Origin of the sequence: Empedobacter falsenii, assembly GCF_013488205.1 — a bacterium.
Classification (GTDB): Bacteria; Bacteroidota; Bacteroidia; order Flavobacteriales; family Weeksellaceae; genus Empedobacter; species Empedobacter falsenii_C.
This window is the reverse complement of record NZ_CP040908.1, coordinates 1,694,036-1,720,063: the sequence shown is the minus strand read 5'-3', so window position 1 is coordinate 1,720,063 and position 26,028 is coordinate 1,694,036. Positions and strand designations below refer to the sequence as shown.

Sequence of the window (26,028 nt, the reverse complement as noted above, 5' to 3'; positions counted from 1 at the left end):
AAATAAAAATAATTTTATAATTTCCAAATTATTTATCATCAATCAAATAAAATTTAACATAACTTAGTTCCATGGATCTTTTTAACGATTTATTTGAGGAACAAGAAAATCTACTTCCTAAAGATGGAACTGTAAATTATTTTGGGCAAATTATGAGTGACGAGGAAGCGCATCATTATTATTCTGTTTTATTAAATGAAATTGAATGGAAGAATGATCAAGCGATAATATTTAGAAAATTAATCGAAACTAAACGAAAAATTGCTTGGTACGGAGATTTTCCATTTGCGTATACCTATTCCAAAATCACTAAAACAGCTTTACCTTGGACTGATACTTTACTTGAATTAAAAAAATTAGCTGAGAAAAAAACAGGCGAAACTTATAATTCTTGTTTGGTAAATTTATATCACGATGGTTCCGAAGGAATGGCTTGGCACAGCGATGGCGAAAAACAATTGAAACGTCATGGCGCAATTGCGTCGCTTAGTTTTGGTGCTGAACGTAAATTTGGTTTTAAACACAAAGAAACAAAAGAAGTAATTGCTTTAAATCTTGCAAGTGGGAGTTTATTGGTAATGAAAAATGAAACGCAAGATTATTGGCTGCATCGCTTACCTCCTACTAAAAAAGTAAATTCGCCACGAATTAATCTAACATTCAGAACAATCGATTTGGAGCAATAATTATTTTTGCTTGGAGATTTCAACTTTATAAAAAGTCAAACTTTGTTGATTAAATTTATTCAGAAATGCATCATTAAAATCATTCAAAGAAATAACATCCAAATCAATTTTGGTTTTTAACGTTGGTAAAGCAATCACTTTATTTGATGATTTATCCAAACTATTCCATTTCGCAATAAACTCTTTTGTAGCTGTAATAAAAGTTGATTCGCCATTTTCTTTCGAATAATCATCCGAAACTATTGAACGTTTTATAGCAGATAATTCAATCTTTTTTGTCTGACGATTGTATCGAAAATAAGATGTAAACAAAACATCTCCTATTTTATTGATAATCTTAAAACCTTTCTTTGTTTCTTCAATTTTCGCATTGCGATCCAATTCATGAAAAGCTAAACTACTCTGCTTTTTATATTCGGTATCAGAAAGTAAAAACTCTATTTTATTCGTTTCAAAATTAATCGAAACCTTGTCAAACTTTCCATCGCCGTCCAAATCTTTCACAATCGATTGTTTTGCAAAAGTCAGTAGACTCATGCTCAAAAACAACGATATGAAAAATATTAACCTCATCAGAAAGTATAATGTTTTAATTTTTATCTAAAGATACCACAAAAAAAGCTCCAAAAAGGAGCTTTAACTATTTAATAACAGGATTTATATCCAAAATATTTTCTTTTCTATATTTTTCGATAAAATCATCTGTAAAATTTTCGCTTCCTAACAATTTATTTTCTTGCAAAACTTTTTTGATATCTAGCTTTTTGTAGGCTTGTAACATCGGTTCAGAAATCGCTTTGTACGTAAAATGCCACGGTTCATATTTGAATCCTTTTCTCGCTGAATTATCCGTGTACACCAAATAAAAACCATATTTCGAAGCGTTTTCATCTAACCAAAGCTTAAACTTATGCATTGATCCTCCTTCATTAAAATGTTTCTCATTCAACGGATCTGCTGGTATTCCACGCGTTCCATCTATAATATCCAAATCAGTTCCCCAGTGGTGACGAGAAGTTCCTGGAATGGTAGAATATTCAATAATCTTTTCGATGTTTTCTTTCGCTGCAATTTTTTTCGCCTGATTCGCTTTATACTTACGCTCCCAAATTCCATTTTGGTAAGTATAATTTCTATAACTCGAAATCACTTGTATTTTAAAGCCTGCTTTTTGCGCATCAGCTTTCATTAATTCAAATTGTTTTGCAACTTCTGGCAATAATTTATACCCATTCCCCACCATCGTAGGATTTCCTTTACCAATCAATTCAGCGGTTGTAAAAGCAGGTAAAATAGTATCTGTTTCTTCTGGTGTTTGATCGCTGCTACCGAAAGCACAACCAGCATTTAGCATAAAAGCAAGTAAAATTAAATAAGAAAATTTCATAATATTAAATTGAGACATTATGGTAGGTATTAGATTTTGGTTTATTTTTATCAAAATTAAAAACATTACTCTTAATAATTTGATAATTAACACTTTATAAATGTTAAAATTTGTAGGGGTGAGATTTAGGGTTAATCATGGTTCTCACTCTATTTCTATAACAAATATAAGAATAAGTTTATACATAAATAAAGCCGTGAAATAAGATTTTTATTCCACGGCTCAAAAACCTCTTAATCTTGACTATATGAATTCAGTCTATACTAAATTAATTACTAAAATTTCAATAGTCGGTTGTTAAATACTTTTAAAAATTTTATTAAAAATTAATTTATTAATTATGATTGTAACTAATAAACTTGGTATCATAAAAAATAATTTATTACAAAATAAATCTCCATCATAAGACATTACAATTATTTTAGTATAAAACTGTGAAGTAAATAATAATACTAAACAGTTTACACAAAAGACTGATACAACTGATACCATATAAATTCTAAAAACTGGAGAATTTACTTTTGATTGCAGAATTAAATAAAATATTACTGGCGAAAACAAATATAGAAGATAATAGTAATCAATAAATAATAATCCAATTGGACTAAGTAATAATTGAAGAATAAAGTCTTTAAAAATAAAGAAATCTGTTTTTACAAAAATAAATATATTATAAAATAAAATATAAAAAATACAATATAAATATATATGTAAAAGAAATAATAAAATTATGTTTAATTTATTTTGCTTCATACTTTCTTATTATTTTTTTATATTTCTCTAAAAGATAACCGTTTTTATCTACCTTACCGTAAAAAGGTGAATTTTTGTCTTTTATTGTTGGTTTATGCTTATCTAACCAAAGCATTAACATAGGTAAATCTATTCTAAATTGAGGATCTGTTACTTTTCCATTCCAAGGATCATCAAATTCAGGTGTAACTCTATTAAAAATACCCGTAGCTCCATGCCATCCACTTTGACCATCTTTATCAGCCATATTTTGAAATTTTTCAATTGTATTTTTTGAAACTTTTGCGTAAATAGGTAAAGCTACAGAACCTTGTTCGTGTTGAACAAATGATAAATCCCACTTATATGCTTTATCAAATGTATCTAAAGGACTATTTTTATACTTGCCATAAAACAAATCATAGAATTGTGTTATAGCATAATCGCATATCCCTATATTTAATTCATTCAAGATTATTTCAACATCGTTAGAAACAAATGCACTACCTCCATCAACAATATTCAAAGCATCAACTAATTTATACGCACCTTTTAACCAGCGTGTCTTATGTTTAGATTGCGCAACTTTTTCTTTAAGTAATCCATAAAAATCTGCAATTTGTGAAAATGGAGCTATTACTCCTTGTAATTTATGCTCTACAATGTACATACATGCATTTTTCCAAGTATCGTTTTTACTTTTTCGGTCTTTAGTCAACCAACAACCATTTTGTAATTTTGTATTACCAGTAGCAAGTTCATAAAAATCTAAATCCGGAAATTCACCATATTTTACTGCTTCAGCTGTACGAGATCCATTAGTTAGAAAATCATAAAGAGTTTCAAAATAATTTACCCCAATTAATGTTTCTTTTGGTAAAAATATTTTTATTTTACCATTATCAATACTAATATAAGTTGATGAAATATTTTTATTATTAAATTTTTCAAGCTCAGCTTTAGACAAAGTATCTTTTTTTATATTACTACAATTAGCTTTATTTTTTTTTGTATAATCGGAGTATTCTTTACTATATCTTACGTCTATTGATGAAAATATTTTCCCACCTATAAAAATTCTTGATCTTGTAACTAAAGCATATGGATTAGTATATGGATCATATTCAATACTATCTTTTAAACGATTTTTTTTCCTTATCTGATACAAAAATTTCACTAATTCTGTTTCAACTTTATTAACACCGAATGTGCTATCAGGAGAAGCATCTTCTTTTAGAAAAAGAAATTCTTCATCCATAAAAGGCATAAAAGCAACACCTAGGTTCATGCAAACAGGTTCGTCTAAAATATCGATAGAAGCATTTAAATGTGTTACATCTTCTCCGTTTATATCAATTACTGTTAATGTTCTTGCCATAATCTAAGCCAATTGAGAATTAAGATGAGTTAATTTATCGTAATACGTTATTTCTTGTAGTATAGCTTCATTGTTTGCATCAACAAAACCCATTAATTGGATATTATTTTCTCCATCTTCAGCTACAGTTAAATAAACAACTTCACCTACATCATAGTTTTTAGTTGAAACTTTTAACGTTAACAAATCACCTCTTTTTGCAGTATCTATTTGCTTGTTTTCGCTATCTAACCAAACAACATTGGTAATTGTTTTCTCTTCTGGAGCTTCATAATTTCCATGTACTATACCTTTTTCAATTCCATTCGAAACAATTTTTTTATTTGAATTGAAAGACAAATTTTCTTTAGTCGAAACAATAGAAATTTTATCAGCAATATTATTTATTTCTCCTGCATAAATAAAATGTCTATTCTTTATTTTGATCGTAATATTTTTTGCTATTTTTATGATTGCCATTCCTAGAAAATTAATGATTATTACTTTTTTCTCCACTATTCATAAAAACAGTTTTTGCACTTTGAATTAATATATCTTCTTCTGAACTAGATGCTGTTATTTTCTTTGCTATGACATCAGATACAGAAGAACGAGTTGTATAATTCTCATCAATCATTTCGGTTTTATTATTAGAAAATTCTTGTATATTTCCAGTAGCATTCAAACTATAATCTACACCAGCAGTTGTCACAATATTCTTTCCAACCGAATTAGTTTGATTATTACCAATAGTATTACTTTGATCTTGTCCAACCGAAGTATTCATATTTTCTGTAACATTGAAATTCATGTTTTTTGCAGTAAATGTCATTGTTTCAGGAGCGGTAATATTGATATTACTTCCAGTTGTGTCTAAATGAATTTCGTTACCTGATTTATCTGTAATGATAATACTTTCATCTTCAGTGAAAACGATGCGGTGTCCACTTCTTGTCTGAATGGATTTCACACTATTGTTTGAACCACCACCCAATCCAACTTTTCCGTGGAACATACCACCCATTAAAAAAGGTCTATCGGGATGATTGTGTACAAAACCAACCATTACTTGGTCACCAACTTCAGGAACCGCAACATACCCACGGTTTTGCGTCACTTGATCTGTACCTCCAGCATCAGGCGACATCATTCGAATAAAGTTGGTTGTATCATGCAATTGCCAATCAAATTTTACGGTCACACGACCTTGTCCTTTTGGATCAGCATTTGAAACTACAGTTGCAATTTGTGGTTGAGCAATTGGGGTTGTAAAATCAGGTTTTGGTAAGTATCCTGTATCCGAAGCTATTGCTTTAAAACGTCCTGTATAATGTCCTAAAGTATCAATATCATGTTCCACATCCGTAATCATAATTCGAGTGAAATAAGATGTTTTATTGCTGTCTTGTTTGCGCATTTCTAAATCAGCCACACAACCTGGATATAAAAATGGAATCGTTGTAGAACCGCTTACCGTAAAGACTTCAACACCTTTTTGTCCAGCCTCACTTTCTTGCGCATTTACCACATCTTTGTCCGTATTTGCTTTGATAGGAGCAACTTGTAAAGCTTTTGTTTTAAAAATAGTATCGTTATTTTTATAAGCTGTTTGAGCCAAATCGCTTCTGTGTTTAAGCGGTGTTTGACCAGAAGTTAATTTTGCGTTATCACTGCTATTATAGCCATAAAATTGAGGTTTAGTATGAACCGCATTCAGCTCAATACTAATATCATTTACATTTCGACCATAAACCAAATTGAGCGGTTTATTTTGTGGCGGCAATTGTCCAAAATGCAAGACTTCACCATCATAAAAAAATTGTTCTCCATAAGCAGAAGCCATTCGAGCCAAATAATTGTAATGCGTTTCATTGTATTGCGTGCTGTAAACTATATCGGAAGCATCTTTTGCGTCAACCCGAATATCAAATTTAGAATCTCCAAGTCCTTCTTTAATTAGTTTATTGGCAATAATACTCATGTTAACCGATCTATCACCTCCAAAACTCTGTGTATGCGGTGCGCCATCCAACAAAATAGTTGGACTAAACCCTGATAATACGATATTTCCAAGGCTAGAATGTTCTTGTAAATACCCTACTTTTGTAATGACTCCGACAAAAGTTCTTTCAGGACTATCCTCAATATCTTTGTAACGAATAACGACTGTCAGGCGGTTTCCTAAAAATTTATTTGAAGTTTCGAGTTTATGATTTTCATAATTACCAAAGGTATCATGATCCAAAATCAACTCAAATTGATGATGGGTTTGGCTATGTTGTTTTAAAGAAAAATGCTTGTAATGCGGAACAATTTTACCATCAATTACGATTAATAATTTGGCTAAACGATTAATTCCAGCGACTTGGCTATCGTCAATAGCCTTAGCACCATTGTAGGGTTTAAATGGTCTTTTCATAGGTTTAGAGTGTTGATTTTTATTAATTTAGTCACACTAAAGTAATAAAAACAAATGAAAAAGCAAGAGAAATTTTATTTTCATAAAATACCCTTGCTTCAACCTCTTACTGCTATGCGGCAGTACCTTACATAAAAGTAATAAAAATTAATTAACTATTAATAGTATTGTTTCTATTTTTCTCTTCTTACTTATCCTATGGTTTCTTTTTTATATAAAAAAAGGGTGAACCCATCACGGTAACACCCTTAAAAATAAAAAAACAAATTAGTTTAAATAATAAACAAAATAATGAGCAAGTAATAAACTGTACTATATTATATATATAGTCAGAAATTCAAAAAAGTCAAGTATTAATTAAAATATTTTCGTAAATTAATGTTCCTAACTAACTACTTGACCTATGAAAACATTTTACTTCTTATTATTTATTCTGTTTGCTTCTTCATGTACCAACAAACAGCGCCAGCAAGACAAGCTTCTAATTGAGCTAAATGAGTCAAAACAAGAAACTGTAAGACTTCAACACAAGTTACAGCAACTGCAAGACGAACTTGACAATTGTAAACTTAATTATTCTGCTACGGATGAGGTCTCACCTACTTCAGCCACTTCTCAATAAAGCTATTTGCATAACGAGCAAGTGATTTAACAATAATACTCGTCTGTTTCAATATTTCGTCCGAAAAGTGTCCACTAAGGGCGCAAAAAGCGTAAACAACTTCATTACTCAAATCAAGATATGAACTTAAGAAAGTTCCTAGAATCCAACTCACAAAAACGCCAGTAAAAATCGACTGGATGAATTGGATTCTGTTTAATTTTTTCTTGAATCCTGCTATGATAGCGCCAGCGACACCAGCGCACAAGAAAGCAATATCTTTAAGAGTAATTGGAAGCTGTTTGATGAGGTCTAAAATGTTTAATAGATAATCTTTCATAAAAAAGACAACATTTGAGTTGTCTTTTATAAATAGTATATATTATTTTGATTAACTAAATATTTACGATAGGGTTATAAGTTAAATCAATAACATTGATAAAATAGTCTAAATTTAAATCTAATTCACCTCTATAACCATAATCGTTATAATATTCATAAAACTTCATAAGCTCTTCACTATTAAATTTTGATTTAATATTCAATTCATAATTTGAAATCTCTCTGTTAAAAACATATACTTTTTCTCCGTAACCATTATTTAAATAACTATTATAATAATTCAAGAAATAAGCTTCAATTTTTATACAATCTCTATTATCAAAATTTAAATCAGTTAAAATTTCAAACATTTTAGTATGAGCATCTGCCATTTTTAAAGTCTTATTAGATAACCCTAAGTAAAAATCGTTTTGAATAAATTTACAATAGATAATAAAACACAAAAAGTCTGGTATTAAGTATTTATTTGTACTTAACGTTTTTAATGAAATCCTAATATGAGACATTATTTTTTCTTGCTCTCGAAGATTTAAAATCCCAATATAATTTTTTAATGATTTCATAAATCCATCTCTATCATATTGAAATTCTCGAATTTTTATTCTTTCATTACTATTTAGAAAAGAATCAAAATCATAATAATCATATAAATATTCAAAAAATTTATTTTTGTCTGGTTGCGGTATTTCAAACTCTACATCAATAAATCGTTTCAGGTATTGATTAGCATCAATTTTTTCTGAACCATAAACACCACAAATTGCATGACCCAATTGTATTTTATCTATTGACAAAACAAAAATAATATTTGGTACATTAAAAAAATGCTTTACTTGTTCTAGTAATGAAACTGAATAATTCGGTCTACAACGATCTAATTCGTCAATGAAAAATATCAAAGGTTTTCCATTAAAATTATTCGCTACAAAATCGCCTAAACTCTTTCGAAATTCTTTTATTGATTCTTTTCTTTTAACATAATCATTTACATCTGCTTCAAAAATTTCTGTAGCTGTTTTAATTGATTCATGAACTACATCAATTATTAATTCTGAATCAACATATTTGTTTAGAACCCCTTTTGCTATAGCTGGTAAAATATTCTTAGATAATTTTGCAGCACTACTTACAACTTTATTAAATGTTATACTTTCTTCTTTCTTAATAATATTTAATTCACCAATCAGAGCAGTTAAAGGATTATCTTCAAAGTCATTTTCCCAAGCGTTGAAATAAATTGTTTCGTAACCTTTATTAGTTAGCATTTGCTCCCACATCTTTACAAATGTGGTTTTTCCTGCACCCCATTTATTATTAAGTGCTAAAACAAAACCATCACCATAATTTTCAATTAAACTTGTAAGAACAGTCGCATACTTCTCTCTATCGAGTTTACAGTTATTAAATGGATATTTTTTATCTATTTCAACATCATCATGTTTAATCAAATTTTTAATTTTGGTAATAGTAGTTGAGATTTGCAATATCAAATTTTGAAGAAACAATAACCATTATGACGCAAGATGACGTCGACGGATCATTTAAAGATCAAAACATGAATACAATAATATATATGTGAAAGCACAGTATTTATTATCAAAATTTGAAAAATGGCACTAAACAAGCCAAACAAGCAAGTAATCAAGTTGATAGACATTCTGTACTCTAGTGACGTTTGTTCGTTGCTGAGAATTTCTCAAAAGACTCTTCAGCGCTGGGAGAAGAAAGGCTTACCGTATACAAGAAGTGAACACACAAACATGAAAATGTATGTTGAGAGTGAGGTTTCTGCATGGTTACTTGGTAACAATAAATAATAAAGGGGCTTAACGCCCCTTATTTATTTGTATTTAAAAAATTCTGAATCCAAATTCTTAGTAACATCAAAGAACTCAATTGCACGGTCAATCTCACTTCTACGATCATATATAGAGAATGCAGTTCCATCATTCATCGCCTTATGAGTCATTGCTTTCACCTTGTACCTATCAACTCGCAAGTTAAGAAGATTGGTAATAAAGCTTGCTCTACAAGCATGACTACTCACTACTTCGCTTAGTAACTTATTTTCTTTTATTTGTCCTTTACCGTAAACATGGTGAGTTACCACAACTTTATCTTTTATCCCCATCTCACTCAGCAATGCTCTTATCTGATAGTTAACCATTGGAGCGGTACTCAACTTCGGAAACTGTCCCATCATTCTATCATATATTTCAATTGCTGGCTTCATGAGCGGACTTAACAGCTCAACACCAGTCTTGCTTGCTCTGTTTTTTATCGCAAAAAATTGCTCACCAGTTGGAGTCGTAATCAGCTGAGGTTTATCACCTCGCAATTTATTGATTGACTCAAATCGCATTCCAGTAGTTACTGCCAACATTATATAATCTTTACCTTTTTGAGTTGTATTCTTCTTTGGTTTATAATTATATATTTGTAATAACAATTCTTCGGTTAAGTAATATTCTTTTGCGCTAGGTTGCATATTAATAATCAACCTCTCATCTCTTAAGTTCAGTGTATTATGCAACTCGTAACCTCTTTGTTGTGCTTTACTCAACAAGAATCTCAAGCGTGTTGTAATCACACTGATAGTGTTAATTGACTTTCCTACCTTGTGATGTATTTTGCAATGAATTTCTTTATTTTTACCTTTTATTTTATCAATCGCAAGCTGGTTAGTTACTTCAACAAAATCGTTATAAATATCAAAACTAAAATCACTTATAAGGAGCTCCAACCCCTTACTCTGTTGATAGTTTTTTATATGGTGAATTACGCTTAAATAATTCCAAATTGTGCCATCACTGATCTTCTTTTTGTTTTTCAGTCGTAGCTCTTTTACCTCTTTTACATAGTCATTAATGAAGTCAACTAAGGTAATATTTGAACTTGTTTTTTCTTCAACTTCTTTACCTAAATTGACGAGTAATTTAGTTTTAAATTCGTCTTTACTTGGCTTCTTTTCGATCACTCTAAAATAAAGCTCGGTTTGATTTACAGCTTGCTCGAATTTTTCAATATAATCTCTGAAGATCAAATTTGATGGTTTTTTAGATTTAAAGAATCTATCTCTATTATACTTGTAATTATCACTAACGTCTCCAAAATCTTGTGGAAAGATTGATTTACCAATAGATACCTTAAGCCGTTCTTGTGATTGCGAAAATACACCAGTGATGTACGCAAAAACTGGTGATTGTTTACTTGTGTCTTTCGACTTTAATTGATAGTTTATCATTTTAAAAACTTTATATTTGTGTTTAAATTATAAAATTACGACCCCATTTCGGGGCGTAAAATAGGGTGAGATTAGATGTCCTAAACTGTCCCAGAGTGTCCTAAAACTGCTTAAAAAAGCCCTTTTTTGAAACACTTTACAAATTTTAAACAAAAACATAATAATGTGTTTATCAATATTTTAAACCATTAAAAAGTAAGTTTTATCAAAATTAAAGAATAAAAGTGGAGATTGTTATAATAATCGTATTGATTTTATTGAACGGAATTTTTTCCATGTCAGAAATGGCACTTGTTTCGTCAAGAAAATTCAAATTAGAAAATCAAATGAAGAAAGGAAGTTCTGGGGCTAAAACAGCTTTAGAACTTGCTGAGAATCCAAACAAATTTTTATCAACCGTACAAATCGGAATTACCCTTATTGGTATCTTGTTAGGGGTTTTCTCTGGTGATAAACTAACTGCAGATTTAACAGAATTTTTAACATCTATCGCTTTCATTGCACCTTACGCCAAAACACTTTCTCCAATTATTATGGTGGTTATCATCACTTATTTTTCGATTGTATTTGGCGAATTATTACCAAAACGTTTAGGAATGAAATTTCCTGAAGTGGTTTCTACTATTGTTTCGAAACCGATGAAATGGTTATCTATCATCACTTCACCATTTGTTTGGTTATTAACGGTTACCAATAATTTTTTCTTAAAACTATTTGGTATTAAAGACGATAGCAGCGAAGTTGTTTCGGAGGAAGAAATAAAAAATATCATCAAAGAAAGTACTGAAGGTGGTGAAATTCAGGAAAAAGAACACGAAATCTTAGAACGTGTTTTCGAGCTTGGAGATCGTCGTGTGAATACGTTAGCAACACATCGTTCAGAAATTGCTTCATTAGATATTTCGGATGATTATGAGAAAGCCCGTGCAAAAGTCAAGAAAAACAAATACTCAGCCTATCCCGTTACCAAGAACAATAATTTGGATGAAATCGTTGGGATTCTGAAACTAAAAGATATGTTTGGGGTAAGTAAGGAAGATTTTAGCCTGAAAAAATTTATACACAAACCTATTTTTGTCAACGAGAATTCATTTAGTTATCCGTTGTTGGAAATGTTACAGAATTCGCAAGCGCATTTCGCAATTATTTTAGACGAATATGGTACGACGGCTGGTATTGTAACAATAAATGATATTTTGGATGAATTGGTTGGTGATACACCAGAGAACCAAGACGAAGATTATGAAATCGTAGAACGTGAAGATGGTACATGGTTGATCGATGGGCAATTTTCGATCTATGAATTCGAGAAGTTTTTTGAAATTGATATAGACGAAGACATCGAAAATAGATACGTTACCGTTGCTGGGATTTTCTTGGACAAATACGAAACCATTCCAAATGTTGGTGATAAGGTAGAAGTAGAAGATTTGACGCTAGAAATTGTAGACAAAGACGGTAATCGTATTGATAAAATATTGGCATATCGTAAGAAATAAAAAAAACTCAACCAAAATGGTTGAGTTTTTTTTGTAACTCACTAATTTATTTTTTGAGCAGTAATATAATTTTCTCCATTAGCACTACTTCCTAGACCTGTAATTGATATTGTAGCAGATGCAGCTTGTGTAGTAGAACCATTACTATAATTAGAATATTTTCTAGAACCTTGCCAGAGTGTTAAATAATATCTTTTCTTAGCTGTACTTGTATTTGTAATAAATACCTTCCCGTTAATAACAGCATAAAAAGCATCTGTTGATCCACTAGACCCTCCAAAAATCACTGTCGATCCTCCTATTAACCAACCACTTTCTGAAGTTAGAGGTAAATCTCCAGATTGATTAACCACTACAGCTGTAGTTTCTTCTGTAAAAGTAAATTTATTAAAAACATAGTTTAATCCTGCTACACTAGCAGGTAAACCAAGATTTACCAATACATTAGCTTCTACCTCCCATTTACCTGGATCTAAATCTATATAAGAACCTAAATGTATCTTATCTATTGTTGCTACCGTTGTTGTTAAAGATATTGTATTATTATTTGTTGTTACTCCTGCCCCTCCACCTATTAATTGAATAGCTGAATTGGCTGGTCTCATAACTCCTCTAACTTTACTTACTGTAACTTCAGACCATTTAGCAACACCATTATTATCAGAAGTTAAAACTCTATTTAGAGCTTGAGTTCCATCATTTATTGTAACAGCAGATAATGGAGTTGTAGTTGTACCTCCTGAAACTACATGTAATTTCGTTGTTGGAGCTACTATTCCAAGCCCTAAATTACCAGCATCTGTAGCAACAACCTCTGTGCCAGCAACTCTCGTAACACCGTTAGAAGTAGTTCCTAACTCTACACGGGTATTAGCAGAATTATTAACCCAAGCATCGTTTGTTGTATCTGCATCAGTAGAATTTAATAATTTTATCCAAACAGTACCATTAAATGTATAATAACCTGATGAAGTTATTTGAACTACCTGTGACAGACTTGCTCCAGACGCCCCTCCTGTAACATCAGATACATAAACCAACGCACCCGTTTGTAAAGCAGCATATGTACCTGCAGCTTTATTTGCCAATTCTGTTTTTGTCATATTAGGAGGTATTACTCCATCTACAGAAGTTGTAGGTGTATTAGTAGATTTTCTAACATCTAAAGTAGCCTTAGGATCATTTGTTCCTACACCGACTTGTGCATTTACGTACCAAGTTAAACCTAAAAAAATCAGGCTAAGTAAAGTTTTTTTCATTATAGTAATATTTCTAATTGGTTGGTAGTTAAGAGAAATATTATTTTTGGCAAATATACTATATTATAAATATTATAGTATACAAATAATTTATAAAACAAGAAAAATCAAGCAAATAGACAAATTTCAATTAGAAATACACGACAAAGTATTTTATCATTCTTCATCTTTTCAAAAAATATTTGGCGTTTCAAACATAGTCGATCACGTCTAGACGTAGCTGACGTGGTTCTGAAGTAAGCTGACGGCGTTTGTAACGTATATTTTGACGTTATTGACGCCAAATTTGGCGTCCAAGGCGTCGTTGACCACGTCCCGAAGGCTAAAATATACGTCGCGAACCACGTCGACGGGGTAATTTTGGAAGCTGGCTTGTTTCGGGACGTCAAACTATGTCTAGAATAATAGTCTTTTAATATACCTCAAAAAAAATGTAGTCAAAAAGACTACATTACATATAACTAAAATCCACTACTTATTCAGCTGCTGGTATATTAGCTGTTGTTGTACTTCCTCTACTCGAAAAAAATTGTTTCAAATCACTACGTTTTTGTTCGTAACCACTTGCCGAGCTTCCTGCTTTATAAGCCGTCTACGAATAATCTTCTAATGCTGCTTGGTAATTATCAAAATCATGCAAAATTTTGGCATTGTATACTTTATCTATTAATGTATTGATGCGCGCCAAAATAGTTTCTATATTTTCTCTACTTTCATAATCTCTCAAAAACTCCGCCCAATCTACATCTGGCGCAGCTAAATTGGGTTAATTGGTATAGTAGTCATATACTTTGTTTACAACCAATTTGTTTTGCTCGTTGATGCTTCCATATTTTCTACGATCTTCGGAAGTTAAATTAAAATCAATCTCCTGCAATTCATTTTCTAATGTTGTTAAGGCATCTTGCACAGCAACTACTTGCTCTGCAGAAAGGTGTTTGTTGTTTAGATTGGTAATAGGCATAATTGTTTAAGTTTTTATGGTTAATACTTAAAACTATTAATAATAAATGAGTTAACAAAAAAAATCTCAACCAAATGGTTGAGATTTTAGTAAATATTTTATTTGTTATTAATTATTGCGCTGATCTTGATACATCTATCAAATAATTAAGATGCGTAAACATATATTGTTTAACTGATTCTATTTTCACATTACCAGTTGCAGGAGTAACTGTTGCTCTTAGACTAGCATAACAAGTTCCTCCAAAAGTACCTGTCCCTGTATAAGTATTGGTAGTAGAATTAGGAGCTGTAATAACAGGTTCTGATGATAAACTTTTATTATTAATAAATTTAGGAGACCATGTTGTACCGTAACTACCAGTTCCTGTATTAATATTATTTACGACAATAATATCAGTACTAACTGGGTTTGTAAATCCCGTACAAGAAGAATAGTGATTAATTCTTATACTACAAGATGATGTACTATCACTTGGTTTATAACAAGGTCCATCATATATTGGTATAATTTGTATAGCTTCAGATTGAGAACTATTGATAAATGCTTTCGGCGAATTTATCTCAGCTACAGATAATAGCCCTAATTTACCATTTGTATCGGCTGTTACAATTTTATTTTCAGTATTAGCAAGACTACTTACTCTTGCAGTACCCACTACATCTAAAGTTTCTGTAGGCTTTATAGTACCAATACCTACTTTGTCTTGTGCAGCACCAGAAACAGGTGGTCGTCCCAAAACAATAGAGTTGCTTGCACCTACTACAGCCCCAGCACCTATGGCTGTTGCGTACATAGCTCCAGCGTTTACTGTCGCGTCTAATGTAGCATTGCTACCAACAAAAGTAGAGTTACTTACCGTTGTAGCTGTTGCTGAGTTTGTAACATCTTGCAAAGCATTATTACCTAATGCAACTACATTTGCATATGTAATATTTGCAGTATTTGGGTTAATGCCAGAACCTATAAGGGTATTTCCTGTAGGATTAGTACCTACATTAGCTTTTAATACATTAGCTCCTACTAATGTATTATCGCTATTTTGTGCTAATCCAGCTCCTGCATATCCACCAATAGCTGTATTATTGTTACCAAAACCATTATTCATTGCATAAGCACCAAGAGCAGTACTATTACCATACGAGTTTTGTTGTGTCAAAGAATTGTAACCAACTGCGGTATTATATGTACCAGTTGTGGTTGAAGCTTGAGTTTGAACTCCGATCGCTATATTTCCTTGTCCTGATGTTAGATTAGATAAAGCACTTCCTCCAATCGCTATTGTAGAAGAAGCATTCGTAATTTTATTTGATGTATTACTTCCTATCGCAATATTATCTGTACCAGTCCCTAAGGAACTTCCATTACTCCCAATACCAGCATCTTGCGTTAAGTGATTATTTGTACCAACTAAACGTAAGTCTTGTGTTGCTACTGCAGGAGTAAATTTCACCCATTTTGTTCCATCAAAATAATAGTATCCTACTGCATTAATTGCAGCTGTAGCTGTCACTGTAGAACTTGCAGAGATATCATTTACATATACGATAGCTCCAGTTTGAGCAGTAGTGTAAGCTGCATTTTTTGCATCTAAGTTTGCAACTGATACACGAGGCGCAATAACACCATCTGGAGTTGCTGTATCTGTAGGTTTTCCTACAATATCTAAAGTAGATTGCGGTGTGTTAGTTCCAACACCCACCTGTGCATTTGCACAATAAGTAATACTTATTAGTGCAAGACTAAGTAAAGTTTTTTTCATAAATAAATTGGTTCTAATTGGTTTTGGTAGCAATAAGAATTATTTCGCAAATATAATGTATAATTTTTAACAATATTACAAAAAGAAATAATTCCACATGATATTTTTCATATAAAATATAAAAGGCTATTTTGTAATACATTACAAAACAACCTTTTATTTAAATTATTAAATATTGAATCTTCCTAATGTCCTCCTTCGGATTTCACTTCATCAAGATTAATTCCTTGTTTTTTAAGAATTTTAGGTGTTGCAATTGCGTAGAATACTAAATATACAAAACATAAAATACAAACGATATAACTAGAATGAACAGTTGTTAAATCTGCAATATATCCTTGGAATATACTTACTAGTCCTCCTCCCATAATCATCATAATTAAGAAATTACTTCCTTGCGAAGTATTTTTTCCTAAACCATTAATTGCTAATGCAAAAATACAAGGCCATAATGTACTACAAAACAAACCAACACTTGTAATAGAATAAATAGAAACTAAACCTGTTGTATTCATTCCAATTAATAATGCTACAATTCCGATAATTGAGAAAGTTAATAACATTTTGGCAGGATTTCCATTTGTCCATAAAGAAGCTAAAATCATTATTAAAATAATTACACTGTATAAATAAAATGGTTTCAAATCATGTCCTGCAATGTAATTAACTAATAAGAAAATTCCAAAAGCTAAATAAGGTGCTATAAATTTAAGAGCCAATGTTTTTGTTTTATCTAAACCAAATGCTTCTGCAGCACCACCCCAACGACCAATCATCATACTTGCCCAATATAATGAAACGTATGGTGTTACTCCTTGTATATCGAATCCTAATTCATTGTGCATATATGCTGGTAAATTACTTACAGTAGAAACTTCTACACCTACATATAAGAAGATCGCAAGCATTCCTAATAATAATTGAGGATATTTTAAGGCTGATGATTTATCATTTTTTGAAGTTGTAATTGCACTATCATCCTCTTGTTCTGGATGATTTGGTAAAGACGAAAATTTCAAGAAAATGGCAACAGCTAAAAAAGCAACACCCAAACACAAATATGGAATTTTAACTGCTTCTATACTCAAAGTTGTTTCTCCTTCTCCACCCGCACCAAAAATTGCATAAGCAACAATTAAAGGTCCAATTGTAGTTCCTAAGTTATTAATACCTCCCGCTAATGTTAAACGTTGAGATCCAGTACTTGCATCTCCTAAAGCAATTGCAAGTGGATTAGCAACAGTTTGTTGCAACGAAAAACCTAGACCTACAGTAAACAAACCTGTTAACATTAAAGGAAATGATCCTGTATTGGCTACCGGAATAAAAAAAAGCGTTCCAATGGCAGATAAAAGAAGTCCAAAAGATAATGAATTCTTATACCCAAATTTATTGATTAAATCTTGTTTTGCTAATAAAGAGGCTCCCATATAAATTAAAGCTCCGACTGTATAAGCGATGTAGTATGCAACTGCTACTAATTGACTTTCTGCTTGAGATAAATCAAATGATTTTTTGAAAACAGGTATTAATATTTCATTACTTGACGCAACGAATCCCCAAAAGAAGAATACTGTAACTAGTGGGATAAATTGACCCCAATTAGTTTTTTGTGATTGACTCATGTGTTTTGATATAATTTTTTTTAAATATTGGTTGATGATTGCCTAAACAACCAGCTTATAAATATAGGTTATTTATAGTTTATTTTACAAATATCAATTTACATTTGACATAGGGTAATTAAGAAATTAATTTATATTTTGTTGAACATAAACTAAATAAAATTGAAATTAATTTTTTAAAAAAAAGATTTTATTTAAATTAATATATTAAGATTTAAAATCTTAAATTTTTTTAATCCTCTAAGTTAAATTTTTTATAGTGTTTTATGTACATTATTAAAAAACTTTTTAATACTTTTACAAAACATCATCTCGATGTATTTTTTTAAATATAAAATGTAATCGATTACATTAATTTTAATAAATAACTATTATGATAAATTCTGAATTTAGGTATGCACATCATCCTAATGATGTTAAAAAATATACAACTGAAGAACTAAGAGAACATTTTTTAATTCCTGATATATTTATAGAAGATCAGGTGAAATTAGTGTATTCAATGTATGATCGCTTGATTATTGGTGGTATTTACCCAGTTAATCATGCACTAACTCTGGAACCTACAAAAGATCTTAAAGCAGAATTTTTCTTAGAAAGAAGAGAGCTAGGAATTATTAATGTTGGTGGAAAAGGAAAAGTTACAATTGATGGAACTGAATACGAATTGAGTAATAAAGAAGCTTTGTACATTGGTAAAGGAAATAAAGAAATTGTTTTTGATAAAGTAAATAACGAACAGCCTTTATTTTATATCAACTCTGCTCCAGCTCATCACTCTTTTCCAACTAAAAAAATAACAAAAAACGAAGCTGAAATTGTTGAGTTAGGCGACTCTAAATATGCGAATAAAAGAACAATTAATAAACTGATTGTAAATAGTGTTTTAGAAACTTGCCAATTACAAATGGGTATGACCGAATTACATCCTGGTAGTGTATGGAATACAATGCCGGCTCATACACATGAAAGACGAATGGAAGCATATTTTTATTTTGATTTAGAAAAAGGGCAATCGATTAGCCATTTTATGGGACAAACAAATGAAACGCGTCATATTTTCTTACAAAACAATCAAGCTGTTATTTCGCCAGAATGGTCTATTCACTCGGGTGTAGGTACTTCAAATTATACTTTTATTTGGGGAATGGCAGGTGAAAATATGGATTACAGTGATATGGATGGTGTAAATACGGATGAATTAAAGTAATTGAATTATGAATTTATTTGATTTATCTGGAAAAATAGCTTTAATAACAGGAGGTACACACGGTTTAGGATTAGCAATGGCAGAAGGATTGGCGCAAGCTGGTGCTGAATTAGTTATTACAAGTACTACTCCTTCAAAACTTGAAGAAGCTTTACAATATTATAAAAGCAAAGGGTTTACTGCAACTGGATATATTTTTGATGTGACTGATCAACTGAAAGCAAAAGAACAAGTTGAGTTAATCGAAAAAAATCATGGTCAAATTGATATTCTTGTCAACAATGCTGGAATTATCAAACGAGTTCTTGCGGTAGATATGGATATCGAAGATTTCAGAAAAGTTATCGATGTCGATTTAGTTGGTCCTTTCATTATGTCACAATTGGTTGCAAAAGGAATGATTGAGCGTAAAGCTGGAAAAATAATTAATATTTGTTCGATGATGAGCGAATTGGGACGAGACAATGTTTCTGCCTATGCTTCGGCAAAAGGTGGATTGAAAATGTTAACGCGCAATTTAGCGACAGAATGGGCAAAACACAACATTCAAGTTAACGGAATCGGACCTGGTTATTTTGCAACTTCTCAAACAGAACCTATTCGTGTTGATGGAAATCCTTTCAACGAATTTATCATCAACAGAACACCTACAGGTCGTTGGGGAAATCCCGAAGATTTAGCTGGTACAGCGGTTTTCTTAGCTTCGGAAGCAAGTAATTTTGTTAATGGACAAATTATTTATGTCGATGGAGGAATTTTAGCAACAATAGGTAAACCATCAAACGAGTAAAATTTAAATACTATATGAAATCATTTATAACTGATACATTTTTATTACAAAATAAATATGCCGAGGAATTGTATTTCAACTATGCTGAAAAACTTCCTATCATAGATTATCACAATCATTTATCACCGAAAGATATTGCAGAAAATAGAGTTTTTGAAAATATTTCGAAAGTATGGATTGCTGGAGATCATTACAAATGGCGCGCAATGCGAACGTTAGGAATTAATGAAAATTGTATCACAGGAAATGCTTCAGATTTAGAAAAATTTGAAGCTTGGGCGAAAACTGTTCCTCATACACTTCGAAATCCTCTATTTCATTGGACTCATTTAGAATTAAAACGATATTTTGGAATCGATGAATTATTGAACGAAAATAACGCGAAAGAAATTTTTGAGAATACTTCGGCTCAATTACAACAAGCAGATAAATCTTGTCAAGGTTTATTAAGCTTAGTAAATGCTGAAACGGTTTGTACGACTGAAGATCCGACAGATACGTTAGAATATCACAAAACACTGAATGAAAGCGATTTTAATACTAAAGTTAGTACAGCTTTCCGACCAGATAAAGCAATTCTGATTGAAAATGAAGATTACAATTCATATATTAATAAACTTTCTGAAGTTGTTGGTTTCGAAATTAATTCGTTCCAAAACTTGAAAGATGCTTTATATAATCGAATTGAAGCGTTTAATGCAATCGGTTGCAAAATATGTGATCATGGTTTAAATAATATTTCTTACGAAGAATTTACTGATAATGAAATCAATATAATTTTCGAATCAAAAAGAAATAACCAACCGTTAAATCATACTCAAATCGAACAATTCAAAACTGCCCTACTTCTATTTTTAGGAGAAACGTATCATCAATTTGGATGGATTCAACAATATCATTTAGGCGCACTTCGCAATAACAATGCTCGTATGCATCGTGTTTTAGGGCCAGATACAGGTTGGGATTCTATCGGAGATTTTAAACAAGCAGCCAATCTTTCTAAATTCTTAAATAGACTAGATGGAAATGATAAATTGACAAAAACAATCATCTATAATTTGAATCCAGCTGATAACGAAATTTTCGCAACAATGATTGGGAATTTCAATGATGGAAGCGTAAAAGGAAAAGTACAATTTGGTTCAAGCTGGTGGTTTTTAGATCAAAAAGATGGTATCATCAAACAACTAAATGCTTTATCTAATATGGGGTTAATAAGTTGCTTTATTGGAATGTTGACAGATTCAAGAAGTTTCTTATCTTTCCCTAGACATGAGTATTTCAGACGAGTTATTTGTAATTTGTTCGGAGAAGAAATGGCAAATGGAGAATTACCAAATGATATTGAATTAGTTGGAAAAACAATATCAGATATCTGTTATTACAATGCAAAAGAATATTTTGATTTTTAGACCTATTTATGAGCAATAATATTTTGACTTTTGGAGAAGTTTTAATGAGAATTTCTCCATCAAATCATAAAACTTTGCAACAAAGTAAAGAAGTAGAATTCTTTTTTGGCGGGACAGAAATGAATGTTGCGGCTTCTTTGTCAACTTTTGGTTGTAAAACGCAGCACATCTCAAATGTTTCGAATGATTTTGTCGGAGATGCAGCTATTTCTTACATGAAGAGTTTAGGAATTGATGTTTCATTTATCACAAAAAATGAGCATCCACTTGGATTATATTTTTTGGAAGTTGGTTCTGACGTCAGACCAAGTCGTATTGCATATAATCGATTAAATGGATCTTTTTCAAATATAAAACCAAACGAAGTTGATTGGAATAAAGCCTTAGAAAACTGTAATTTTTTCCATTGGACAGGAATTACACCTGGAATTTCAGAATCTGCTTATGAAACGTTGAAGCAAGGTTTACAATTCGCTTATTCAAAAGGAATCAACATCACAACTGACCCTGCTTATAGAAGTAATTTATGGAATTACGGTAAAAAAGGACAAGATATTTTGAAAGAATTAATCGGATATTCAACCATTTTTATTGGGGGAGTGAATGAAATCAATGAAATTTTAGAAACAAATTTCTCAACGGATAAGAATGGATTTATTGAAGCTTCTAAAACATTGATGAAAGAAATTCCATCAATTCAAAAAGTATTTGATAAAGTTAGAATTGGAATTAATGCAAGTTCGCAAGCAACACAAGGTAGAGCTTGGATTAATGATGAATATTTAGAAACAGAAGAAATTCAAATCAACCACGTCGTTGATAGAATTGGAACTGGTGATGCGTTTGCTGCAGGTTTGATTTATGGTTTGATTAATCATGATGATCAATTTGCTTTAAACTTTGCAAATGCTGCTTGCGCAATGAAACATACCATTTTAGGTGACACAAATTTAGCTTCTGTTGATGATATTTTAGAGTTAGTTAATGGGAATTTTGGGGGAAGAATAAAAAGATAAAAATGGCAAGATTTACAAGAATAGAAGTCGCTTTAAAAGCAAAAGAAACTGGAATTGTTCCTGTTTTCTATCATGAAGATATCGAAATTTCTAAAAAAATAATAAAAGCTTGCTACGATGGTGGCGCAAGATTATTTGAATTTACAAACAGAGGCGATTTTGCACACGAAGTTTTTGCTGAATTAAATAAATATGCGGCAAAAGAATTACCAGAATTAATCTTAGGAATAGGTTCTGTTTTAGACGCACCAACTACTGCATTATATCTACAATTAGGAGCAAATTTTATTGTTGCACCTTCATTAAATCCTGAAGTAGCAAAAGTTTGTAACCGAAGAAAAGTAGCTTGGATGCCTGGATGTGGTTCTGTATCGGAAATATCTTTAGCAGAAGAATTAGGAGCAGAAATCATCAAAATATTTCCCGCAACACAAGTTGGAGGGTCAGATTTTATAAAAGCTGTAAACGGACCAATGCCTTGGACGGATATAATGCCAAGCGGAGGAGTTATGCCAACAAAAGAAAGTATAGCAAGTTGGATAAATGCTGGCGCTTATTGTGTTGGAATTGGATCACAATTGTTCACAAAAAATTCATCGAATGAATATGATTACTCTCAAATAGAACGAACAGTTGGAGAATCAATACAAATTTATAAAGAATTAAAAAATATATGATTTAAAGGAAGAAGTCAAAATAATAAATCACAAAAACACACTAAATGAAGAACGAAACTTCCATTAAACCAAGTAGTTTTAGATGGACTATTTGCAGTTTACTATTTGTTGCCACAACCATAAATTACTTAGATCGTCAAGTTTTATCATTAACTTGGAAAGATTACTTAGTTCCAGAATTTCACTGGAATAATAATGACTACGGAAATATCACCGCTCTTTTTTCAATATTTTATGCTGTAAGTATGTTATTTGCGGGTCGATTTATTGACAAAATGGGAACTAAAAAAGGTTTCTTATATGCTATTGCAATTTGGTCGATTGGTGCATGTTTACATGCTTTTTGCGGAATTGCAACGGCAGGATTTATTACAGATAATTGGTTTTTAGGATTTGCTGGAGCAAAAGAAGTCTTAGAAAAAGTAAGTGACACTTCATTAATTATTTCAACAAGTGTTAGCTTATTTATTTTTGCTCGATTAATTTTAGCAATCGGTGAAGCAGGAAATTTCCCTGGAGCAATCAAAGCTACAGCCGAATATTTCCCGAAAAAAGACCGCGCGTTTGCTACAAGTATTTTCAATGCTGGTGGTACTGTTGGTGCGTTAGCTGCTCCTCTTACAATTCCATTTATTGCAAAATCAATGGGTTGGGAAATGGCTTTTATCATCATCGGAGCATTAGGATTTATTTGGATGGGATTTTGGATTTATTTGTACCAAGAACCACACAAACATCCAAAGGTTAATAGTGCTGAGTTAGAATATATTCAACAAGATATAGAAGAAAATACAGGCGCATCTACAGAAGGTAGAAAACTAACATTTTCTGAATGTTTTAAATACAAACAAACTTGGGCTTTTATCTTCGGAAAATTTATGACAGACGGCGTTTGGTGGTTCTATCTTTTCTGGACTCCAGCCTACTTAAGCTCAGTATACAAGATGGATAGCACACAAAGTGCCTTACCTTTATTTGTTCTATATATCATCACATTACTTTCTATTATTGGAGGATGGTTACCAAAATATTTTGTCGATAAATTAAATATGAATCCATATTCAGGAAGAATGCGCGCAATGTTAATTTTTGCTTTCTTTCCATTATTGGCATTATTAGCTCAACCTCTTGGTGCAACCTCTTTTTGGGTTCCTGTAATTATCATCGGTATTGCTGGAGCAGCACATCAAGCTTGGTCTGCAAATATTTTCTCTACTGTTGGAGACATGTTTCCTAAAAGCGCTATTGCTACAATAGTTGGAATTGGTGGTATGGCTGGTGGAATTGGTTCTTTTTTGATCAACAAATCATCAGGAGTTTTATTTGATTATTCGCACAAAAACTGGACAACTATCGATGGTATACCATTATTAGAAAAATATCCTCAATACATTAACGAAAGATTACCAGAAAATTTACTTTCAGATTTAGAAAAATCAGGAGCAATTATAGTTGATGGAATCAATAAAGGTTATATGATCATTTTTACAATTTGTGGAGTTGCATATTTAACAGCATGGATTGTCATGAAAATATTAGTACCAAAATACAAAGTGATTAAATAATCAATTAAAATTCAATAACTTGAAAACAAAATTAAATAAAAAACTATATCATCAAGAAAATGAACTTCCTATAAAAATTATTCAATTTGGAGGTGGAAATTTTATGCGCGCTTTTACAGACTATGTAATCGATAAACTGAATAAAGATGCCAATTTTAATGCAGGAATCGCAAACATAAAAGTTACGCCTTCTGGAAGTTCATTTCATACTTTTGAAGAACAAGATAATCTGTACACTTTATTTATTCGAGGAATTAAAAAAGGTGAATTGATTGATGAAAATCGTGTTATTTCTGCGATTCAAAAATCTATTAATCCTTATAAAGAATACCAAGATTTTTTGAAATTAGCAAAAGAAGATCAATTGGAATTTGTTTTTTCTAACACAACAGAATCTGGAATTGTATTTAATCCTTCAGAAGATAAATTAGAAAATGCACCACACGAAAATTTTCCTGCAAAATTAACTGCGTTCTTATATGAAAGATATCTTTATTTTAATGGAGATAATAACAAAGGCTTAACAATTATTCCATGTGAATTAATTGAGAATAACGCCATTATTCTGAAAGATTATATTTTAGAATATGCAAAATTGTGGAACTTAGAAGATGAATTTATCACTTGGATTAACACTTCAAATAACTTTCATAATACATTAGTAGACAGAATTGTACCAGGTTTTCCAAAAGATGATTTAGAGAGCTACACAAATCAATTAAACTATGAAGATGAATTGATTGTCGTTTCAGAAGCGTTCTTATTTTGGGCAATTGAAGGTGATGAAAAATTAGAAGAAAAGATTCCTTTAAGTAAAGCAAATGAACAGATTTTGCTTGTCGAAAATATAGCGCCTTATCGTACTTCTAAAGTCAGAATTTTGAATGGAGCTCACACTTCAATGGTTCCTTTTTCTATCATGTTAGGAATAGAAACTGTTCGTAATGCAATCGATAACAAATTAGCTGGAAATTTTATTAAAAATATTATTTATAATGAAATTATTCCTATTCTTGATTTACCAGAAGAACAATTAAAAGAATATACAGAAGATGTTTTAGATCGATTTAGAAATCCTTTTATCAAGCACTATTTATCAAGTATTGCGTTAAATTCTATCTCAAAATTCAAAGTTCGTGTTCTACCAAGTTTATTAGATTATGTAGAAAAATTTAATCAAATTCCGAAAGGAATTACATTTTCTTTGGCTTGTTTAATTCGTTTTTACAAAGGTGATTGGAACAATCAAAAATTACCTGTAAATGATGATGAAGCAATTATAAATGAGTTTAAAAACATTTGGAAAGACAATGATTATCAACAAATAAGCAATTCTGTTTTGAAGAATATAAATTTTTGGGAACAAGATTTGACAAAAGTGAATCAATTAGAAAATGAAGTTGAAAAAGCTCTTCGACTAATTGATGAATATGGGATTGAAAAATCTTATGAAATGTATAGCAACCAAACGATTTAAGAGA

General features: G+C 31.1%; 22 protein-coding genes. 9 read left to right on the top strand and 13 right to left on the bottom strand.

What is annotated here, in order from left to right; translation table 11 throughout:
- The first annotated feature begins 71 nt into the window (after positions 1 to 71).
- Positions 72 to 686: an alpha-ketoglutarate-dependent dioxygenase AlkB family protein gene (locus tag FH779_RS07900; protein WP_180906648.1), complete on the top strand. Its 615-nt coding sequence runs from the start codon at positions 72 to 74 to the stop codon at positions 684 to 686.
- Here FH779_RS07900 and FH779_RS07895 read toward each other — a convergent pair whose 3' ends face one another.
- From FH779_RS07895 to FH779_RS07860, 8 genes are all read right to left on the bottom strand, one after another.
- Positions 687 to 1,223 (bottom strand): hypothetical protein, encoded by a 537-nt coding sequence (locus FH779_RS07895; protein WP_180906647.1) that lies wholly within the window; start codon positions 1,221 to 1,223, stop codon positions 687 to 689. It abuts the gene before it with no gap.
- A gap of 103 nt (positions 1,224 to 1,326) precedes the next feature.
- Entirely contained in the window at positions 1,327 to 2,073 is a 747-nt protein-coding gene (locus FH779_RS07890) for a M15 family metallopeptidase (RefSeq protein WP_236688214.1), read from the bottom strand.
- 739 nt (positions 2,074 to 2,812) lie between these two features.
- Complete coding sequence (locus tag FH779_RS07885) at positions 2,813 to 4,183, bottom strand: hypothetical protein (RefSeq protein ID WP_180906646.1); 1,371 nt, start codon at positions 4,181 to 4,183, stop codon at positions 2,813 to 2,815.
- A 3-nt stretch (positions 4,184 to 4,186) separates the two neighbouring features.
- Complete coding sequence (locus FH779_RS07880) at positions 4,187 to 4,642, bottom strand: hypothetical protein (protein ID WP_180906645.1); 456 nt, start codon at positions 4,640 to 4,642, stop codon at positions 4,187 to 4,189.
- 10 nt (positions 4,643 to 4,652) lie between these two features.
- Positions 4,653 to 6,581, bottom strand: a complete 1,929-nt coding sequence (locus tag FH779_RS07875) for a type VI secretion system Vgr family protein (RefSeq protein WP_180906644.1) — start codon at positions 6,579 to 6,581, stop codon at positions 4,653 to 4,655.
- Positions 6,582 to 7,180: 599 nt separating this feature from the next.
- Positions 7,181 to 7,522, bottom strand: a complete 342-nt coding sequence (locus FH779_RS07870; protein WP_180906643.1) for a hypothetical protein — start codon at positions 7,520 to 7,522, stop codon at positions 7,181 to 7,183.
- A gap of 55 nt (positions 7,523 to 7,577) precedes the next feature.
- Positions 7,578 to 9,008: a KAP family P-loop NTPase fold protein gene (locus tag FH779_RS07865; RefSeq protein ID WP_244958044.1), complete on the bottom strand. Its 1,431-nt coding sequence runs from the start codon at positions 9,006 to 9,008 to the stop codon at positions 7,578 to 7,580.
- Between the two features lie 356 nt (positions 9,009 to 9,364).
- Positions 9,365 to 10,768, bottom strand: coding sequence for a site-specific integrase (locus FH779_RS07860; RefSeq protein WP_180906642.1), 1,404 nt, complete (start codon positions 10,766 to 10,768; stop codon positions 9,365 to 9,367).
- A 224-nt stretch (positions 10,769 to 10,992) separates the two neighbouring features.
- On the opposite strand from FH779_RS07860, the gene FH779_RS07855 reads away from it, so the two are divergent.
- Positions 10,993 to 12,267, top strand: a complete 1,275-nt coding sequence (locus FH779_RS07855; protein ID WP_180906641.1) for a hemolysin family protein — start codon at positions 10,993 to 10,995, stop codon at positions 12,265 to 12,267.
- Between the two features lie 41 nt (positions 12,268 to 12,308).
- Here the strand turns inward: FH779_RS07855 and FH779_RS07850 are convergent, their stop codons facing one another.
- The 5 genes from FH779_RS07850 to FH779_RS07835 all read right to left on the bottom strand — a co-directional run bounded on the left by FH779_RS07850 (position 12,309) and on the right by FH779_RS07835 (position 17,877).
- Positions 12,309 to 13,526 carry a hypothetical protein gene (locus FH779_RS07850; RefSeq protein ID WP_180906640.1) on the bottom strand — a complete coding sequence of 406 codons (1,218 nt, stop codon included), beginning with the start codon at positions 13,524 to 13,526 and terminating at the stop codon, positions 12,309 to 12,311.
- A 592-nt stretch (positions 13,527 to 14,118) separates the two neighbouring features.
- A complete protein-coding gene (locus FH779_RS17665; protein ID WP_317169024.1) occupies positions 14,119 to 14,253 on the bottom strand; it encodes a hypothetical protein in 135 nt (44 codons plus the stop codon).
- A gap of 39 nt (positions 14,254 to 14,292) precedes the next feature.
- On the bottom strand, positions 14,293 to 14,490 hold the full coding sequence (locus tag FH779_RS17660; protein WP_317169023.1) for a hypothetical protein: 198 nt from the start codon (positions 14,488 to 14,490) through the stop codon (positions 14,293 to 14,295).
- 112 nt (positions 14,491 to 14,602) lie between these two features.
- Positions 14,603 to 16,252, bottom strand: coding sequence for a hypothetical protein (locus FH779_RS07840; protein WP_180906639.1), 1,650 nt, complete (start codon positions 16,250 to 16,252; stop codon positions 14,603 to 14,605).
- 185 nt (positions 16,253 to 16,437) lie between these two features.
- Complete coding sequence (locus FH779_RS07835; protein WP_180906638.1) at positions 16,438 to 17,877, bottom strand: MFS transporter; 1,440 nt, start codon at positions 17,875 to 17,877, stop codon at positions 16,438 to 16,440.
- A gap of 373 nt (positions 17,878 to 18,250) precedes the next feature.
- Between FH779_RS07835 and kduI the strand changes: the two genes are divergently transcribed.
- From kduI to FH779_RS07800, 7 genes are read left to right on the top strand one after another with little or no spacing between them, the layout of a single operon-like run.
- Positions 18,251 to 19,087 carry a 5-dehydro-4-deoxy-D-glucuronate isomerase gene (gene kduI, locus FH779_RS07830; protein WP_180906637.1) on the top strand — a complete coding sequence of 279 codons (837 nt, stop codon included), beginning with the start codon at positions 18,251 to 18,253 and terminating at the stop codon, positions 19,085 to 19,087.
- 7 nt (positions 19,088 to 19,094) lie between these two features.
- Positions 19,095 to 19,877: a gluconate 5-dehydrogenase gene (locus FH779_RS07825; RefSeq protein WP_180906636.1), complete on the top strand. Its 783-nt coding sequence runs from the start codon at positions 19,095 to 19,097 to the stop codon at positions 19,875 to 19,877.
- Between the two features lie 14 nt (positions 19,878 to 19,891).
- Positions 19,892 to 21,289: a glucuronate isomerase gene (gene uxaC / locus FH779_RS07820; protein WP_180906635.1), complete on the top strand. Its 1,398-nt coding sequence runs from the start codon at positions 19,892 to 19,894 to the stop codon at positions 21,287 to 21,289.
- A gap of 8 nt (positions 21,290 to 21,297) precedes the next feature.
- Positions 21,298 to 22,305, top strand: a complete 1,008-nt coding sequence (locus tag FH779_RS07815; RefSeq protein WP_180906634.1) for a sugar kinase — start codon at positions 21,298 to 21,300, stop codon at positions 22,303 to 22,305.
- A gap of 2 nt (positions 22,306 to 22,307) precedes the next feature.
- On the top strand, positions 22,308 to 22,982 hold the full coding sequence (locus FH779_RS07810; protein ID WP_180906633.1) for a bifunctional 4-hydroxy-2-oxoglutarate aldolase/2-dehydro-3-deoxy-phosphogluconate aldolase: 675 nt from the start codon (positions 22,308 to 22,310) through the stop codon (positions 22,980 to 22,982).
- A 44-nt stretch (positions 22,983 to 23,026) separates the two neighbouring features.
- Positions 23,027 to 24,547 carry an MFS transporter gene (locus FH779_RS07805; protein ID WP_180906632.1) on the top strand — a complete coding sequence of 507 codons (1,521 nt, stop codon included), beginning with the start codon at positions 23,027 to 23,029 and terminating at the stop codon, positions 24,545 to 24,547.
- Between the two features lie 19 nt (positions 24,548 to 24,566).
- The gene (locus FH779_RS07800; protein ID WP_180906631.1) at positions 24,567 to 26,024 is read left to right on the top strand and encodes a tagaturonate reductase; all 1,458 of its coding nucleotides are present in this window, start codon (positions 24,567 to 24,569) and stop codon (positions 26,022 to 26,024) included.
- Positions 26,025 to 26,028 lie beyond the last annotated feature (4 nt).

Bases quoted from the DNA above. Each gene is read 5' to 3' on its own strand.
- FH779_RS07900 (WP_180906648.1), top strand. From the start codon at position 72: ATGGATCTTTTTAACGATTTATTTGAGGAACAAGAAAATCTACTTCCT.
- FH779_RS07895 (WP_180906647.1), bottom strand. From the start codon at position 1,223: ATGAGTCTACTGACTTTTGCAAAACAATCGATTGTGAAAGATTTGGAC.
- FH779_RS07890 (WP_236688214.1), bottom strand. From the start codon at position 2,073: ATGAAATTTTCTTATTTAATTTTACTTGCTTTTATGCTAAATGCTGGT.
- FH779_RS07885 (WP_180906646.1), bottom strand. From the start codon at position 4,183: ATGGCAAGAACATTAACAGTAATTGATATAAACGGAGAAGATGTAACA.
- FH779_RS07880 (WP_180906645.1), bottom strand. From the start codon at position 4,642: ATGGCAATCATAAAAATAGCAAAAAATATTACGATCAAAATAAAGAAT.
- FH779_RS07875 (WP_180906644.1), bottom strand. From the start codon at position 6,581: ATGAAAAGACCATTTAAACCCTACAATGGTGCTAAGGCTATTGACGAT.
- FH779_RS07870 (WP_180906643.1), bottom strand. From the start codon at position 7,522: ATGAAAGATTATCTATTAAACATTTTAGACCTCATCAAACAGCTTCCA.
- FH779_RS07860 (WP_180906642.1), bottom strand. From the start codon at position 10,768: ATGATAAACTATCAATTAAAGTCGAAAGACACAAGTAAACAATCACCA.
- FH779_RS07850 (WP_180906640.1), bottom strand. From the start codon at position 13,526: ATGAAAAAAACTTTACTTAGCCTGATTTTTTTAGGTTTAACTTGGTAC.
- FH779_RS17660 (WP_317169023.1), bottom strand. From the start codon at position 14,490: ATGCCTATTACCAATCTAAACAACAAACACCTTTCTGCAGAGCAAGTA.
- FH779_RS07840 (WP_180906639.1), bottom strand. From the start codon at position 16,252: ATGAAAAAAACTTTACTTAGTCTTGCACTAATAAGTATTACTTATTGT.
- FH779_RS07835 (WP_180906638.1), bottom strand. From the start codon at position 17,877: ATGAGTCAATCACAAAAAACTAATTGGGGTCAATTTATCCCACTAGTT.
- kduI (WP_180906637.1), top strand. From the start codon at position 18,251: ATGATAAATTCTGAATTTAGGTATGCACATCATCCTAATGATGTTAAA.
- FH779_RS07825 (WP_180906636.1), top strand. From the start codon at position 19,095: ATGAATTTATTTGATTTATCTGGAAAAATAGCTTTAATAACAGGAGGT.
- uxaC (WP_180906635.1), top strand. From the start codon at position 19,892: ATGAAATCATTTATAACTGATACATTTTTATTACAAAATAAATATGCC.
- FH779_RS07815 (WP_180906634.1), top strand. From the start codon at position 21,298: ATGAGCAATAATATTTTGACTTTTGGAGAAGTTTTAATGAGAATTTCT.
- FH779_RS07810 (WP_180906633.1), top strand. From the start codon at position 22,308: ATGGCAAGATTTACAAGAATAGAAGTCGCTTTAAAAGCAAAAGAAACT.
- FH779_RS07805 (WP_180906632.1), top strand. From the start codon at position 23,027: ATGAAGAACGAAACTTCCATTAAACCAAGTAGTTTTAGATGGACTATT.